Raw genomic sequence first — 14,704 nt, 5'->3', positions numbered from 1 at the left:
TCAGGCGGACAGGCCTTGCGGCACAAGGTAGGTGACGGCCACAGGGAAGAGCTTCGGCGACGGCTGGGCGTATCTGGCTCGAATCAACTGCTCCTCACGTTCCATCTCTTGCGGCAGTTCGCTCAGACGACGCTCGAGCGCACCGCGGTCACGTTCGAGCTGTTCCTTCTCCGGCGTGGTGAATAGCTCCAGCTGGGGCTGGACTGCCGTGAGCTCTTCGCGGATACGTTGGATGAGCTCCTGCATCGAGCCGCGCATCGCCGTCACCTCGTTGTCTGCACGCTCATCGAGTCGGCTCTGCAGGGTCTTGGTTCGGTCGCGCATCCGCGCCTCCAGCGCACGCAAGAGGTTGTCGCGGTGGCTGGGCCAGAGTGCCTCGAGACGGTCGAGAAAGCCCTGCGGCGCGGCCTGGGGTAGGCCCGCAGCATCCAGGCGCTCGAGTTCGCCCACGCGGTCGATGCGCGTGAAGCGGCCCTCCTTGACCTGGCCTCCGGCAAAGATGACCTCCTCGTGGAGGCGCTGATTGTCAGCACCAAGCACCACAAGCCGGGCGTGCGCAATCGTCACGGGTACATCGGACTCGTTCGCGGGTAGCAGCCGTGCCGTGATGCGGCTCAGGCGCTTCTCGGCAACGGCCCAAATCTGTGCCCGCAGGAGCTGCAGACACATCTGCACCAGTCGATGATTCAAGTGCACCAGGACCACATCGTCCCGCCCTTGAGTCAACGCATGGTCAAAGACGATGGGGCGCTGCTCGTGAGAGTGCGGATGTGCCAGCCCTTCATGTGCCGACTGCCAGGTGCCAGCCAGCTGAGGGACACGGAAGACGGGGCACCGACCACGCAAGCCTGTCGGGTCTGGCCAGATACCTGTCAGGGTGGTCTCGATGAGACCTGGCTGACCCGCCAGCGCCAACCCGGTCTCCACGACCGACTGGATGGTCTCGGGAGTCAGGTCCAGGGCCCGGCGCGTTTCCAACAGCTGGCCATGGAGCTTGGCAAGCTGCGCGTTCAGCTCGTTCTCTACGCGCCGGATGCGCAACAGGTTGCGTGCGGGCTCGGCCTGCCGCTCGGCCTGTGAGGTGTCGAGGGTCTTCCGGCGACCGAGCATGGCCTCGGTCACCTGTTGAGAGATGACCGGGCCAACCTTGCCGAGGTCCTCACGGATGGTCTCGACCTTCCGGGCAGCGCGGAGCAAGAACTCGAGGTCGCCCTCCAGGTCCCCGGGGTTGGCATCGGCAGCCCCCCGCGCCCGATGCTTGTAGCCCTTGCCAACGAAGTGATGGATGAAGACCTTCGGCTGGCGTTGGCCGTGACGGTCGATGCGACCGTTGCGCTGCTCCATGCGATTTGGATTCCAAGGCACCTCGATGTGAACCAGCTGGTTGCAGTGGTTCTGCAGGTCCAGGCCCTCGGAGGCGGAGTCCGTAGCCAGAAGGATGCGAACGTGTGACTTCAACGGCGAGGCCTGGAACGCGTTCTTCACGCTCTCACGCTCGTCGGAAGGCATGCCGCCGTACATCATGAGAATCCGGCCCTGACCGCCGAGGCCGGCAGTGACCAGGCGCTCCAGCAGCCACTTCTGCGTCGCGCGGTACTCCGTGAACAGAATGACGCGCTCGCTGTTCCAGTGACCTTCTGGCATGACGGTCTGCTGGAGCCACGCGATGAGAGCGCGCACCTTGGCATCCCCCTGGGCGGACATCTTGGCCGCGTGCGCGCGCAGGCTGTCGACGAGTGCCCGTTCCTCTGGGTCCAGCGGACGCAGCAAGGGAGCAGTAGCTTCGATTGCGTCGTCGGTCGCTGCATCCCACTGGTCATCGCTTTCGACATCGTCCTCCAGGCCCTCTATCTGGCGCCGAAGCAGCCCGGTGACGGGCGCGGCGGCCGCGGCTCGCCGTCCAGCCACGAGCGACTGGAGGTGCCTGTCAAGCGTGAGGCGGAAGGCCTCAGGCGACGAGAACAGCCGCTTCTTCAGGAGCTTCAGGACGAACTCGGTCGCATAGCGTTCGCCGTCCGTGCGAGCGCCCTCGCTCCGCAGCTCCGTGTAGCGCTTGAGGTCACGGTGCGCCTGGCGCTCCGCTTCACTGTAGTCGACCTCGAGCTCTTCGATGACCCGCTCCGGATAGCGCGGGGTGCCGTCCCATCGCGGGGGCAGCTCGCGCTTCATCCGGCGCACCATGACGGCAGCCAGTTGTTCTGGGTTCGGGCGAACGCTGCGGGCGAACCGCTGGTTGTCCAACAACTCGAGCAGCGCAGAGAAGCTCTCGGGGTAGCCGTTGTGGGGCGTTGCCGAAAGGAACAGCTTGTGCTCGAAGTGGGGTGTCAGCAGCCGGATGGCCTGGGTGCGCTGGGAGTCGGTTGCGTAGCGCCCGCTACCCGACGGCGCGACGTTGTGGGCCTCGTCCACGACGAGCAGGTCGAACCGTCGCGGGTATGTGGGTTGTCCCGGAGCGGGCAGGACTTCGCGCATGAGCCGAAGCGGCCGCTCGCGCTTGATGAAGTCCACCGACGTGATGAGCCGCGGGTAGTGGTTCCACGGGTTCACGTGCAGTCCACGGCGACGCCGGAGGTCCTTCATGGCGTCGCTGTCGATGATGCGGAAGTCCAGGCCGAATTTATCCCGCATCTGCTCGCGCCACTGAATCTGCAGGCCTGAAGGGCAGATGATGAGCGCCGTGCGGATGCGATGGCGCAGGGTCAGCTCTTGGATGACAAGACCCGTCTCGATGGTCTTGCCCAAACCGACGTCATCAGCAATGAGCAGGTTGACGCGCGGCATCTGGATAGCGCGGGCGAGCGGGTCGAGCTGGTAGTCCTCAATCTCGATGCCGCTTCGGAACGGCGCCTGCAGCGAACTGGTATCGGTCTGGGAGATGGCGCCCCAGCGGACTGCGTTCAGGAAGGCATCGAGGCGGGCAGGTTCGTCGAAGCTCCCGAACTCTGGCATCGACGCGCGCTCAAGGACGGCGGTGCCCGGCTCCAGCTCCCAGACAACCCGCAGTTCCTCACCGAGTCCGTCGTCCTCGACCGAGGACATTGAAATCAGGTGTTGCGGACGTGCGCCGCCACCGGCGGCGCTGGCCTGGACCGCCGTGACGACGAATCGACGGTTACGCGCCTGGACGAGTTGACCAGGAGCCGGTAGCTGCTGCGGTAGGTGGATGACTTCGGGCATGTCTGCTTTCTTGTTCTTTCGCAGCCAGCCTCCCGGAACCTCCTGCTTGACCGGCGCTGTTCGGCAGTTTCGCACAGCGCCCCACTTTGCCGCGGCACGTTTCAGCGCCGCCGCACGTGCCTCACATGCGCCTGAAAGTCGGGCCCAGCAACTCAGACATGCGGTTCGCCCCTTCAGACGAGCGCAGGTGCGCGTAGTTCTTCTCGACGGTGCTCATGCGGTCGTTCAAGACGAGAGCCGCCGTCTTGAAATCTGAGAGCTTCGATGCCTTGATGATGGCTGTGGCGACAAGGTGTCTGAACGCATGAGTTCCGATGCCAGGGCAACGCCACAAGTACTTCTTGGTCAGCTGAACAACGCGCTCCGACAAATGCGTCCACGGCTTTGTAGTGTCATGGGGGCACGAGCCGTGTCGCGCAGCAGTGAACACAAAGTCCGTATCCCCTGCCAGCAAGCGCGGACGAAAGACTTTGAGGTACCGCTCAAGGTCTCCCCAAGCCATCTCCTGAATCGGCATGTCGTACTCGCTCTCGCCGGCTGCGCCGCGAACATTCTTGAAATGGTCCCGGTCGATGCGAATCCACCAAGACCCGTCAGGCCGTTGGTAGAGTTGCCCATTGTTGTCGGCCCGCCACGTGAGCGTCGCGATATTGCGAAGGCGCAGCGGGTTTGACACCAGCACTTTGATGAGTGCAAGGTCGCGCGCCCATACTGCCTCGCGCCAAGGAGAGCCGCCCAACGGGCGGTCGGCGCGCATCCGCTGAACCATGTCCGCGACCATGTCCAGCGGATTCTCCAAGTCGAGAATGTGGCGCATCGGTTCCTTTGGGTCGCGGGTCTGCTTGCGAGACTTTCTGTGCCGAGTGGAAAGGCCCTTGAGCAGCGCGAATGTGTCCCGGCACATTTCGTCCCAATCTGCTCCGGCGTACTTCTGCGGCAGCGTCTCCAGAAACTCCGGCTGTTGCTGTAGGTAGCCAGTGCCGACGCGCAGCACTGACATTGCCAACGAAAAAAACTCAAACGTGGACCCGTTGAACCTGTTGCCATTGCGTTTGACCATCCATCGTACATAGGCTTCGACATGCTCCCGAACGGCAAACCACGCCATGGTGTTTAGCTCATCCGCGGGTAACCCGGCCCCACCTTGGTCCTTGGGGAGGTTCAACCAACCAAGGTAGGCCGCAGTCTTTGACCAAGCGAACTTGGCCGATGGAATCTCAACACCGTCTAGGTACTGCGCCCACGCGGTCGGGGTCTCGCGACGAAACTCGAAAGGTGCCGTTCGCCAAACGGCACTGTCGCTGCGGTTCAGTACTGGCTCCCAGTCAGTCTTGTAGCGGGCGAAGTCGTGCCACTGCCTCCGCAGAGCAGACCCAGGCTCTGGCTTGAAGAAGTAGTGCTGCGACGTACGCTCCGCCAGACTGTCTCGGTAGCCGACTGTGACGGATTCACCGGTCGTCTTCGGAATGCGGGTAGTGCCCGAGAACCCTGCCAAGACGGCCAGTTCGCCCTCCGGGACGCCAAAGAACTTCTCGATGCGGAAGATGTGTCGGGCGTTGCTAAGACGAGGCTTCTTCCCTTTTAGCCATCCATAGAGCATGTCTCGAGGGATGGTGAGCTGCCGAGCCAGCCTGTCGACGGGGTAGTCCTTCAGCACCGAGCGAAACGCCTGATTGAACGGCGGCAGGTTGTCGCCGGCGATGGCCCGCTCGGTATCCAGGGCGACAACGAACTCGCGCCATGGGCGTAGGGTCGACAGCGAATTGCTGACGTTGCGAGACTGCTTACCTTGCTCCGCCAGATGTTCGGCGAAGGCTTGGCAGTGGGCGTTGAACGACGCGCGAAACTCGTGTCCAACCGGGTCGTCGAGGTCAAGGTTGTTGAGCTTCAGGAATGCCCGAAGCGTCGACGCGCGGTTGGCCGCGGTTTGCGCCTTCAAGGCGCCCTGTTGGACGAGACGCTCCTGAATGCCGAGGAGGTCTTGGTAGGTGGTGGGCTTGGCCGACATGGCTCTTCTCCGAGCCCGCACCTTGGAATCCGCCGCCTGCGAAGCAGGTATAGGCGACGGACGAAAATACCTGCAAATCTCGTAAGACGTTGATTTGTCTACACTTTTTCTCATCGAATTGCCCCACCCTTTTGGTTCACGGGAGGTGCCGATGCAGGTAGTCAAATCGCAGGGTTCGCAACTACAAGGGACGGGCGAAAAATCACTTCGCCCTGCGTGTAGTCAGCGTCTTTATATTTCTCGGTCGACAGACTTCTTTCGGCGGGAGCAGTAGCGGCGCCGCCAAAGCCATGTGAGGGAGCGACGATGGAAGTGAGCGTGCTGACCGAAGGACAGGCGACCCGAGCGGTCGCCCGCCTTGTTCGGGAGTGCATCCGGTTCGACGTCGCGGTGGCTTGGGCGGGAGCCAACCCGGTGGTTGACGCCATGCTGGCGGCCCATCCAAAGCTCGGGAAGGTGGTCATCGGTACACACATGTATCAAACCGACCCGACGGTCTTGCGGGCCTTCATGCCGTACAAGGGCGCACGCTGCATGCCCCCTGACGGTCGCCTGTTCCATCCGAAGGTCTATCTGTTCGAATCGCCGACGGGCTTGAGCGCAGTCGTCGGGAGCCACAACCTGACCGGCGGCGCGTTTGGCGGCAAGAACATCGAGGTCAGCGTGCTGCTGGAGGGCGAGGCCGGCGACGAGGTGCTCTCTGGCCTGGCAAGCTTCGTCAAGGCAAGCTGGCATTCGGCTGAGGCCATCGACGAAGACAACTTCTTGTTCCCCTATGAGGCCCAGTACCGCCTGAACAAGGCAAGGCGCGGCGCCCTGGACAAGTTCCATCGACTGAAGAAGCCTCGTCCCGGCGCGAAGACATCACCGCTGGCGCTGTCGTGGGCCAAGTTTGTCGAGCACGTGAAGGGCGATGGCCATCACAACCTTGATGGGCGCCTGGCCATCCTCGAACGAGCGGCCGCCCTGTTTTCAGAGCACGCTTCTTTTGCCGCCATGTCACTGTTTGAGCGGAGGGCTGTTGCCGGCACGTACGGCAGTAAGGAGCCGCGATTGGATGGCCTGGAGTGGCCCTGGTTCGGGACGATGTTCGGGCAGGGCGACTTCAAGAATCTGGTCATCGAGTCGCCGGCGCGACTTTCGGAGGCTCTGGACCATATTCCAGCTGAAGGTGACGTTTCCGAGGAACAGTTCAACGCCTTCGCAATGGCCTTTAGCAGGGCCTTCCAAGGCAAATCGCACATGGGTGGCGTGCCAACGGCAACCCGCCTCTTGGCAATGAAGCGTCCTGACTTCTTCGTCGGAGTGACCGATGCAAATCGCAACGGCATCTGCGCCGCCTTCGGGACGGCCCCAACCACGCTGAACCTGGGCAACTACTGGAGCCGTGTCGTCGTGCCGATGCAGAGCAGCCCGTGGTGGTTGGCGGCGAGACCGAGAGGTGCACTGACTGGGCGCATCTGGGACAACCGGGCTGCACTCTTGGACAGCATCTACTACGACCCGTCCACCAAGAAGAAGGGGAAGAGCTGATGCGGCGCGAGCTGTGCAGCCCACATCAGGGGCGAGCAACCGTCGGTGTCACCTTCGCCGGCTTGGCATATGCGAGATGCTTGCGCTCCAAGCGGAAGTACTCGTGGGCCAGCGCCTCCATCTTGGCAACTTGGCTGCCGAACTCACTCAGCGTCATGTAGATGGACTTGTCAGGCTGGTCGGGAGTCATGTCCCAGGTCAGCGGCACGAAAGCCAACATCGGCTGACCTTCGACCAGTTTCCCGGGCACCCCCCATCGGCCATGAACGTAGTCGTTGCGCAAGGCCTTCATTGCATCGGCCGCTTCGAACCACTGCCTGAACTCGTCGAGAGCCGCCTCGCCGGCGTTCTCGAACAGCTCGAATACCAGGTCCTTCAGCATGCCCAGGCGCCTAGCAAACATCACCTTCCTGGCGTCCAGGAGGTGATGAACCTTCACTTGGAGATGAGGCCCGAGCCAGCTCAGCTGCAGGCCGACATTGAAGTCAAGTCTGGCGTGGGCATGTGCCAGCCGCCCAAGCAGATGATGGAACTCCCGGCTGAAGTCGTCTGTCGCCGCGAGCTTGGCCGGCCTTGACTTGGCCGGTGTCGGGCTCGCGCGAGTAGCCCGCTTATCACTCGCAACAGTCGAATTCTGGTCCAGCTCGGCTTCCAGCCGCTGGGCCACGAAAGCGCTCGGCCGCTGGCCCTGGTCCGGCGTGTACGACAAGGCGGTCTGGCGTATCCATGCGTTCAGCGGCTTCGCGCCACCCATTGCCGCTTCTGCGCGCGTGAGCAGCTTCGGGTCGAGAGAGACGGTCGTGACGCGACCATCTCCCAGCTTCACCCGGAAGAGCTTGTACATGTAAGTGGACGGCTTCGCCTTGTCATCCATGTGTCGAGTCTCGTCGTCGGTTCAGCGGCGAATTGCGCGAGTCCGACATTGGCAAGTGTGCCGAGAAATTCAGGCGGTCGTTTTAGCTGCCTATACGAAGTCCCGAGGCCATTTTCAAAGGACTTTATGCAGATGCATTTCGATGCCAACGAGGCAACGCAATTTCTTCGCAATGCCCGTTTGGGCGGCATCCTCACACCCGACCAGCTGCGCTCCGAACTCCGGCGCGCGAAGCAACACCCGCCGGTCGCGAGCTACGCGGTCGAGGCATCGGTGCCGAACTGGTTGGTCGAGAAGCTCGACCCCACCCGGCCGCTGGCGCCCCACTACGCGGTCTATCCCACACTGGACCGTCGGGACACACTGCTGCTCGCCACGATGCAGTGCGCCAATGCGCAGCTGCGATGCGTCATGCAACTGAGTGACCCCTTGGTCAAAGCATTCTTGTCTGACGCCGTCAAACAGGGGCTTTTCACCCTGCTCTTCGCCATCGAGAACACAAAGCAATGCGCGGTGATGAGCGTGCCGCTGGAACTGAGTGAGCCGCAGTCGCTGCTGCGGCACATCGAGGGCGCTACGCGCTCGCAGGAGGGTCTCGCGCCCGCGGTGCAGCTGACGGCCTTGACGTGCAATCCGCGCTTTCGGCCCAGTCTCATCGAGGGGCAATCGGTCGATGACGTGGTGGTCATCCTCGCGGGCGCGCCGTCGGAGCGGGAAGTCGATGCGGCGTTTGGCACCGCCAGCGACAACGGGCAAGGCGAAGGCGGGGCGCCGCTTCACTGACCCAGGACCATAACCACCAGCCTTCTTCAATCACCTGAGGGGCGCGGCGTCAGCCGTGCCCCTCTTTTCTTGTCATGCGGCCGCAGCCAGGGCCGCATCCGGGGGCCGCGACGGCTCGGAGCCGCAGAAGGCTAAACATCGGCGCTTAGACGAATGCATCAGCAACTGCATTTTGAGGTCACCGCATGTCGTCCCCCGCGTCCCCTATCTCTCCCACCCTGTTCAAGAAGTCCGAGGTCTGCGAACGACTGTCCATGTCCCTGCGAACCCTCGAAGGAATGGTCAAGGCCGGGACGTTTCCGCCACCGGTGCGCATGGGCAAGTATGTCTACTGGAGCGACGCGGCCATCACGACGTGGATGACCCGGATGTTCGGCACCCAGGAGGCCTGGCGCCCACGCTGACGCGACACGAGCGGCGGCGGGGCACTAGCTACTGCGCCCAGCCGATGTCGCGCAGCAGGAACCCGAGCGCCTCGAGGGCGAAGATGCCGTCGGCTTCGGTCACGCCCCGGACGCCGAGTCGGACCTGCTCGTTGGACTTTCCGCGGGGGTGCAGCAGCCGGATGATGTCGGCCGCACTGCGCTGGAGCCTGGCTTGCTCGGGCAGCGCCGACACCACGGCGCCTAAATCCTTTTCGAGCAGCGTTCGTGGTTGACCCTCGGCCACCAGGTATTCCGACAGCACCACCGTGGTCGCATCGCGGCACAGGTCCACCAAGGCAATCCCGCTTTGCCGGTGCGCGGCGTCGACGACCTTGCCGACTGCCGCCGTGACGCGCTCGCGCGCGGCCTGCGGAACGGCGTCAGGCCGCAAATCCGGCAGGTACCCAAAATTCAAGCGGGCTCGCAGCGTGACCACGTCTTCGTCGCTGCCGGCGCGCTCGACGGACACGACGCTCCAGACCGTCACGGCCGGCCGCGCGCCGAAGACCACGACGAGTTCCACCGAAGAACCGAGGCGCTGACCCACACTGCGCATCGGCGTGAAGGTCAGCAGCTGCTTGCTGAACAGTCCCGCGTGATTGCGCGCGCCGACGTCTTCCGGCAGCACCGGGTGCTTGTGCACCCACCACATGTCGGGTTGCGACCGGATGCCCGCAATGTCGTAGAAACGTCCACGCCGAACACGCGTTACCGGGTCGAAGTAGTCTTCCCGGAAGATGCAAGCGGCGTCGCGCAGGTCACCACTGCCGGGCACCTGGCCCCAATCGTCCGGCCCGTCCACGAAGGTGGCCCGCATCACGAGCGGTGCCGGCCAGAGCCCGTGGCCATGGTTGCTCAGGCCCTCGTAGGCAAGTCCGGTGTTTGGGTCGAATCCAATCATTTGTTCTTCTGATGTTCTTTTGGTGTTCTTCTGGCGGATGTGCCGACGGGGCCTCGGCCGTCAAGGTGTGGCCCCTGCAGTATCCGCTGCGTTTCCACCAGGCTCGGCGCCTCATGCCACCCGCCGCTTGCCGAAGTTCACGCGGACGAGGTTGCCGACGACATCCACGGCTTGCAGCGCCTGGGGCTGCACGGGTCCTGGCGCACCCTGTCCTGCCGTGGCCTCAACTGAGGCCTGCGCAGCGACCGGCGCGGGTTCGGGCGCATGCATCAGCTTGACGACATCGCTGGCCTTGACGTTAACGTAGCGCTCCAGCTGCGACAGGGTCTTGTGCCCTGTGAGCTTCTGGACGATGAACACATTACCGGACTTCAAGGCCATGCGCGTGGCCGACGTGTGCCGCAGGTCGTGGACATGCAGGTCCGTGATGCCGGCCCGCTTGCACGCCCGAATCCAAGCTGCCTTCAGCGCTTCGTAGCTCATGCTGACGATGCGGTCATCGGGGCCCCCCGGGTTGAGTTGCTCGAGCTCTCGCAAGGCCTCAATGGCCTTGGGCGACAGGGGCACGTCGCGGCTGTCGGTCTTCGAGTCACGCAGCCGGAGCTCCTTGGCGTCCCAATCGACATCCCCCCAGCGCGCGTGCTGCAAAGCCTCGGAGCTGCGCATGGCGGACTCAGTCAGCAGCGTCAGAGTGGGTCCCACCAGCCGGTTGTGGCAGTCCTGGATGGCCGCATCCAGGCGGCGCTCCTCGTCTGCCGACATGACGCGCTCGCGGTTGTTGTTCACCTGAGGAAGCTTCAGGCCCACCGCGGGGTTGCCGTACGGTTCGCTCCAGCACCAGACCTTTCTGGCGTGGTTGAACAGTCCTCGAAGGACTGCCCGCTCGAGCTGAAGCGTCGCGGGCTTGCGCGACGCCTTGCGGGTGGCGTCCAGGAACGCCTGCACGTGGTAGGGCTGGACGTCGGCGAACGTCATGCGGGCCAACTCTTCGCGAAGGGCTTCGGCCTGGGCCGTCTGGACTTCCAACTCGCTGCGGTGCGACGCGAGCCCGCGCGGAATGGCCCGCTTGGCCACCGGCGCCTCGAGCTCGACCACGAAGAACTGACCTTTGCCGTTCTTGTCGACCCCGGCGGGCCCGGCTTGTTCGGCGCCGGCCGGTTCCCAAGGCTTGACCTTGAGCGTGGCGAGACCCGCTGCCCGCAGGTACCGGTTGAACCGGTTGGCTTCCTGCTTCGCCCCCTTCATGAACGGCAGGCGCTCCAGGCCCATGTCCTGCAGGGCCTGCCCGAGGGTCGTACGGCGGGGGCCGAAGCCCTTGGGTTTGCCGCGCGCGGCGAGGTTTTCGACGAGCTTGTCCATGTCCTTCTTGGCGGCTGCGCCGGTGGCGCGGCCCGACACGAACAGGTCCTGGCCGAACACGCGCCGGCGCAGGGACCAGCCCGAGCCCTCTTTATAGGGTTTGGCGGCCTTAGCCATGGGACACCTCCACGGCCGGGATGGCAACGATGGCGGCGGACGGGCGGCGCGGGACGCGGCGAACGGGACGGGAAACAACTGACCTCATGAAACAACTCCGATGACTAGGAGTTGCGTCTAGGAATCAGGGGCGCGATTTTTTAGCCTTTGGGCCACTTCCTCGCACTTCCCCTCGCACCAGCGTGACTTGATTCACGCCCCGGGGTCACCGCGGTCTCGTGCCCGAGCGGCGGTCTCGTTCGTAGCAGGGCGCAGGAACCCGCAGTGCCGCGCAGCCGATGACGCTCGCGCGCAAGCGAATCCTGTCGCGACTGCCAGAACACCGCCAGAAACGGGCGTTTAAAACGCAAAACGGCGACCTCTGTGAGGCCGCCGTCATTGCTAAGCGCTTGTCACACTTAGGGAATTTCTGGTGGCCTGGGGCGGAATCGAACCACCGACACGCGGATTTTCAATCCGCTGCTCTACCAACTGAGCTACCAGGCCAACGAAGCCAGAGACTATAGCACGGTGTCAGGCCATGCCGCCGCGCTTGTTGCGGGAAAGGTCGACACCGAGTTGCTTGAGCTTGCGGTAAAGATGGGTGCGCTCCAGGCCAGTCTTCTCGGCGACGCGGGTCATCGAGCCGTTTTCGCGGGCGAGATGGAACTCGAAGTAGCTCTTCTCGAAGGCGTCGCGCGCTTCGCGCAGCGGGCGGTCCAGGTCGAAGCTCTGTTCGGCCTGCGGCCCCAGGTCGACCTGCATCACCGGCAGGCCCAGGCCGCCGGTCATCGCGGCTTCGACGGTCAGCACCGCGTCGGCGCGAAACCCGTTGGCAGGCACGGAACCGCCGGCGGCCGGGGCGCGGGAAGGCGCACGGGCCAGGCCTTGTTCGACGGCGCGCAACAGCTTCTGCAGCGTGATCGGCTTTTCGAGGAAGGCGATGGCGCCGTATTTGGTGGCTTCGACGGCGGTGTCGATCGTGCCGTGACCGCTCATCATGATGACCGGCATGTTCAGCAGGCCGGTGGCGCCCCACTCCTTGAGCAGCGTGATGCCGTCGACATCGGGCATCCAGATGTCGAGCAGCACCAGATCGGGCCGCAGGCGATCGCGGGCCGCGCGGGCCTGCGCGGCGTTCTCGGCCAGTTCGATCGAGTGCCCTTCATCGGTCAGGATTTCCGACAGCAGGGCCCGAATGCCCATTTCGTCGTCGACTACAAGTATCGTTGCCATGGCGTTCCGTGTTGCAACTGTCAGGCGCCACCGGGGGGCGTGCCGCCAGCGGCGAGGCCGGCACTGCCCTGTTCTGCGAAGCTCGAAAATGATAACGAAACCTGCGCGCCTCCCCGTGCCCCGTCGCCCTCCGGCTCAACGGGGAGGTTGACGATGCGCACGCGTGCGCCGTGTTCGTCGGCTATTTTTTTCACCACCGCCAGTCCCAATCCGGTGCCTTTGCTCTTGGTGGTCACGTAGGGCTCGAACGCCCGCTTGAGCACCTTGTCGGCAAAGCCGGGCCCATTGTCCGTCACTTTCAGGCGCACCACGCGGGGCCGCCCGTCCTCGTGCTGCGCCACCTCGGTCAGCACGAAGACGCGGCCATCCTCGCGGCTCGCCACGGCGTCCAGCGCGTTCTGGACCAGGTTGTGGATCACCTGGCGCAACTGCGTGGCGTCGCCGCGGATCAGCGGCAAGGCCGGCGCGCAATGGGCACCGAGCCGGCCGCGGTCCTGCTCGTTGCCGTAGAGCGCCAGCACCTCGGCCACCAGCGCGTTGAGGTCGATCGCCTGCATCGTCGCAGCGGGCAGGCGGGCGTAATCGCGGAACTCGTTGACGAGCTGCTTCATCGCCTGGACCTGGTTGACGATGGTGGCCACCGAGCGCACCAGCATCGCCTGGTCGCTCGGCTCGGCCAGCTTGGCTTCGAGCTTGTGTTGCAGGCGTTCGGCCGAGAGCTGGATCGGTGTGAGCGGGTTCTTGATCTCATGCGCCAGCCGCCGTGCCACCTCGCTCCAGGCCGCCGAGCGCTGGGCCGAGACCACTTCCGTGATGTCGTCGAACACCATCAGGCGCGCCTGGCCGGGCAGCATGGCGCCGCGCACGAGCAGCGTCAGCGTGTCCTCGCGGTCGCCCACCCGCAGGTCGAACGCGTCCTGCCAGTGGTCGCGCTCGCCGGCTTCGGGGCTGGTCTGGTGCAGGTCGAAGCGCTGCCACACGGCCTGCGCGAAATCGGCGAGCCCCGGCACCTCGGTCAGCTCGCGCCCGACCCAGGCCGACAGCGGCGCGCGCAGGATGCGCGTCGCGCCGGGGTTGACGGTGTCGATGCGGCGCTGGCGGTCGAACATGATCACGCCGGCAGTCAGGTTGTCGAGGATGGTCTGCAGGCGGGTGCGGGCGCTCTCCAGCTGCCGCACGCTGCGCTCGACCTGCGAGCGCGCGGTGCCCAGCTGCTCGGTCATCGCGGCGAAGCTGCGGGTCAGGCCGCCGAGCTCGTCGCGCGACGCGAACACCGGTTTGGCGCCCAGGTCGCCGGCGGCCACCTGGCGCATGCCCTCGGCCAGCAGCAGCAGCGGCCGCGCGAGCTGGTTGCCGAGCACGATGGCCAGCAGCACCGCGCCGAAGACGGCCAGCACCAGCGACAGGGTCAGGGTGCCGATGTACATGCGACGCAGGCCGTCGCGGGCGAGGCTGCGGGCCTGGTATTCGCGGTACGCGGCCTGCACGATCAGCGCGTTGCTGGTGAGCGCCCGCGGCAGGGCCTGCACCACCATCAGGAAACGCTCCTCGCCGCTGGTCAGCGAGAAGCTGGCACTGGGCACGCGCACCATGGCGCGCAGCCGCGCCGGGGCCGCGCCGGGGCTGGCGTCGTCTTCCTCCAACCCCTCGAACTGGCTGGCGCCGGGCAACTGGCGGGCCTGCCGCAGCAGCGAGGCCGGCGGCCGGTCGAGGGCGAGCGAAGCCCCGGTGTTGGCGGCGAGCAGCACCAGGCCGTTGCTGCCGACGATGGCCGTCTCCTGCACCCCGAGCTGCTCGCGCAACCGTTCGAGCGCCAGCGAATCGGGGGCGAGGCGGGTGTCGCTGAGGCGGTCCGCGGCGTTGCGGGTCTTCTGGACCAGGTCGGCCGCCAGCGCGTCGAGCGTGCCCTTGCCCAGCGCCAGGCCGGCGCTGAGCGCGGTGTCGACGCGGGTGTCGAACCAGGCGTCGATGCTGCGCGAGACGAACTGGTAGCTGACGGTGTAGATCAGCGCGCCGGGCAGCACACCGACCAGCGCGAAGATGCCGGCCAGCTTCAGCAACAGCCGGCTGCCGAACTTGCCGCTGCGCAGCCGCAGCGCCAGGCGCACCGCGGCCACCACCAGCACCAGGGCCAGCAGGCTGGCGACGACCACGTTGACCCAGAACAGCCAGACGAACAGCCGCTCGTAGTTCTCGGGCGCCTGCGCCAGCAGCAGCACCACGAACACCAGCACCAGCCCCAGGCCGATGGCGGCCAGCAGCGCGATCGCCCAGCGGGTCGAGGGTCTCATCGGGGCAGGCCGTCCGGGGCG

10 protein-coding genes and 1 tRNA gene are annotated in these 14,704 nt (G+C 65.1%); 3 read left to right on the top strand and 8 right to left on the bottom strand.

Features of this window, described 5'->3' with window-relative positions; translation table 11 throughout:
- Entirely contained in the window at positions 1 to 3,177 is a 3,177-nt protein-coding gene (drmD, locus tag AC0N04_RS08105) for a DISARM system SNF2-like helicase DrmD (RefSeq protein WP_474280333.1), read from the bottom strand.
- A 121-nt stretch (positions 3,178 to 3,298) separates the two neighbouring features.
- Complete coding sequence (locus AC0N04_RS08100; protein WP_474280331.1) at positions 3,299 to 5,185, bottom strand: hypothetical protein; 1,887 nt, start codon at positions 5,183 to 5,185, stop codon at positions 3,299 to 3,301.
- Positions 5,186 to 5,491: 306 nt separating this feature from the next.
- On the opposite strand from AC0N04_RS08100, the gene AC0N04_RS08095 reads away from it, so the two are divergent.
- Positions 5,492 to 6,718, top strand: a complete 1,227-nt coding sequence (locus AC0N04_RS08095; protein WP_474280329.1) for a hypothetical protein — start codon at positions 5,492 to 5,494, stop codon at positions 6,716 to 6,718.
- A gap of 25 nt (positions 6,719 to 6,743) precedes the next feature.
- Here AC0N04_RS08095 and AC0N04_RS08090 read toward each other — a convergent pair whose 3' ends face one another.
- A complete protein-coding gene (locus AC0N04_RS08090; RefSeq protein WP_474280327.1) occupies positions 6,744 to 7,592 on the bottom strand; it encodes a hypothetical protein in 849 nt (282 codons plus the stop codon).
- Positions 7,593 to 7,724: 132 nt separating this feature from the next.
- Between AC0N04_RS08090 and AC0N04_RS08085 the strand changes: the two genes are divergently transcribed.
- A complete protein-coding gene (locus AC0N04_RS08085) occupies positions 7,725 to 8,375 on the top strand; it encodes a hypothetical protein (protein WP_474280325.1) in 651 nt (216 codons plus the stop codon).
- Between the two features lie 254 nt (positions 8,376 to 8,629).
- Positions 8,630 to 8,779 carry a hypothetical protein gene (locus tag AC0N04_RS08080; RefSeq protein ID WP_474280323.1) on the top strand — a complete coding sequence of 50 codons (150 nt, stop codon included), beginning with the start codon at positions 8,630 to 8,632 and terminating at the stop codon, positions 8,777 to 8,779.
- Between the two features lie 28 nt (positions 8,780 to 8,807).
- Here the strand turns inward: AC0N04_RS08080 and AC0N04_RS08075 are convergent, their stop codons facing one another.
- The 5 genes from AC0N04_RS08075 to AC0N04_RS08055 form a co-directional block, all read right to left on the bottom strand.
- Positions 8,808 to 9,701, bottom strand: a complete 894-nt coding sequence (locus AC0N04_RS08075) for a hypothetical protein (RefSeq protein ID WP_474280321.1) — start codon at positions 9,699 to 9,701, stop codon at positions 8,808 to 8,810.
- A gap of 111 nt (positions 9,702 to 9,812) precedes the next feature.
- Positions 9,813 to 11,177: a tyrosine-type recombinase/integrase gene (locus tag AC0N04_RS08070; RefSeq protein WP_474280319.1), complete on the bottom strand. Its 1,365-nt coding sequence runs from the start codon at positions 11,175 to 11,177 to the stop codon at positions 9,813 to 9,815.
- A 410-nt stretch (positions 11,178 to 11,587) separates the two neighbouring features.
- A tRNA-Phe gene (locus AC0N04_RS08065) sits at positions 11,588 to 11,663 on the bottom strand.
- A 27-nt stretch (positions 11,664 to 11,690) separates the two neighbouring features.
- On the bottom strand, positions 11,691 to 12,392 hold the full coding sequence (locus AC0N04_RS08060; protein WP_474280318.1) for a response regulator: 702 nt from the start codon (positions 12,390 to 12,392) through the stop codon (positions 11,691 to 11,693).
- Between the two features lie 20 nt (positions 12,393 to 12,412).
- On the bottom strand, positions 12,413 to 14,683 hold the full coding sequence (locus AC0N04_RS08055; protein ID WP_474280316.1) for a sensor histidine kinase: 2,271 nt from the start codon (positions 14,681 to 14,683) through the stop codon (positions 12,413 to 12,415).
- Between the last annotated feature and the right edge of the window lie 21 nt (positions 14,684 to 14,704).

The sequence above is a fragment of the Ideonella sp. sgz306126 genome (genome assembly GCF_056032705.1).
This window is presented reverse-complemented; position numbering and strand designations above follow the sequence as displayed.

Bases quoted from the DNA above. Each gene is read 5' to 3' on its own strand.
- AC0N04_RS08075 (WP_474280321.1), bottom strand. From the start codon at position 9,701: ATGATTGGATTCGACCCAAACACCGGACTTGCCTACGAGGGCCTGAGC.
- AC0N04_RS08095 (WP_474280329.1), top strand. From the start codon at position 5,492: ATGGAAGTGAGCGTGCTGACCGAAGGACAGGCGACCCGAGCGGTCGCC.
- AC0N04_RS08055 (WP_474280316.1), bottom strand. From the start codon at position 14,683: ATGAGACCCTCGACCCGCTGGGCGATCGCGCTGCTGGCCGCCATCGGC.
- AC0N04_RS08060 (WP_474280318.1), bottom strand. From the start codon at position 12,392: ATGGCAACGATACTTGTAGTCGACGACGAAATGGGCATTCGGGCCCTG.
- AC0N04_RS08080 (WP_474280323.1), top strand. From the start codon at position 8,630: ATGTCCCTGCGAACCCTCGAAGGAATGGTCAAGGCCGGGACGTTTCCG.
- drmD (WP_474280333.1), bottom strand. From the start codon at position 3,177: ATGCCCGAAGTCATCCACCTACCGCAGCAGCTACCGGCTCCTGGTCAA.
- AC0N04_RS08100 (WP_474280331.1), bottom strand. From the start codon at position 5,185: ATGTCGGCCAAGCCCACCACCTACCAAGACCTCCTCGGCATTCAGGAG.
- AC0N04_RS08070 (WP_474280319.1), bottom strand. From the start codon at position 11,177: ATGGCTAAGGCCGCCAAACCCTATAAAGAGGGCTCGGGCTGGTCCCTG.
- AC0N04_RS08085 (WP_474280325.1), top strand. From the start codon at position 7,725: ATGCATTTCGATGCCAACGAGGCAACGCAATTTCTTCGCAATGCCCGT.
- AC0N04_RS08090 (WP_474280327.1), bottom strand. From the start codon at position 7,592: ATGGATGACAAGGCGAAGCCGTCCACTTACATGTACAAGCTCTTCCGG.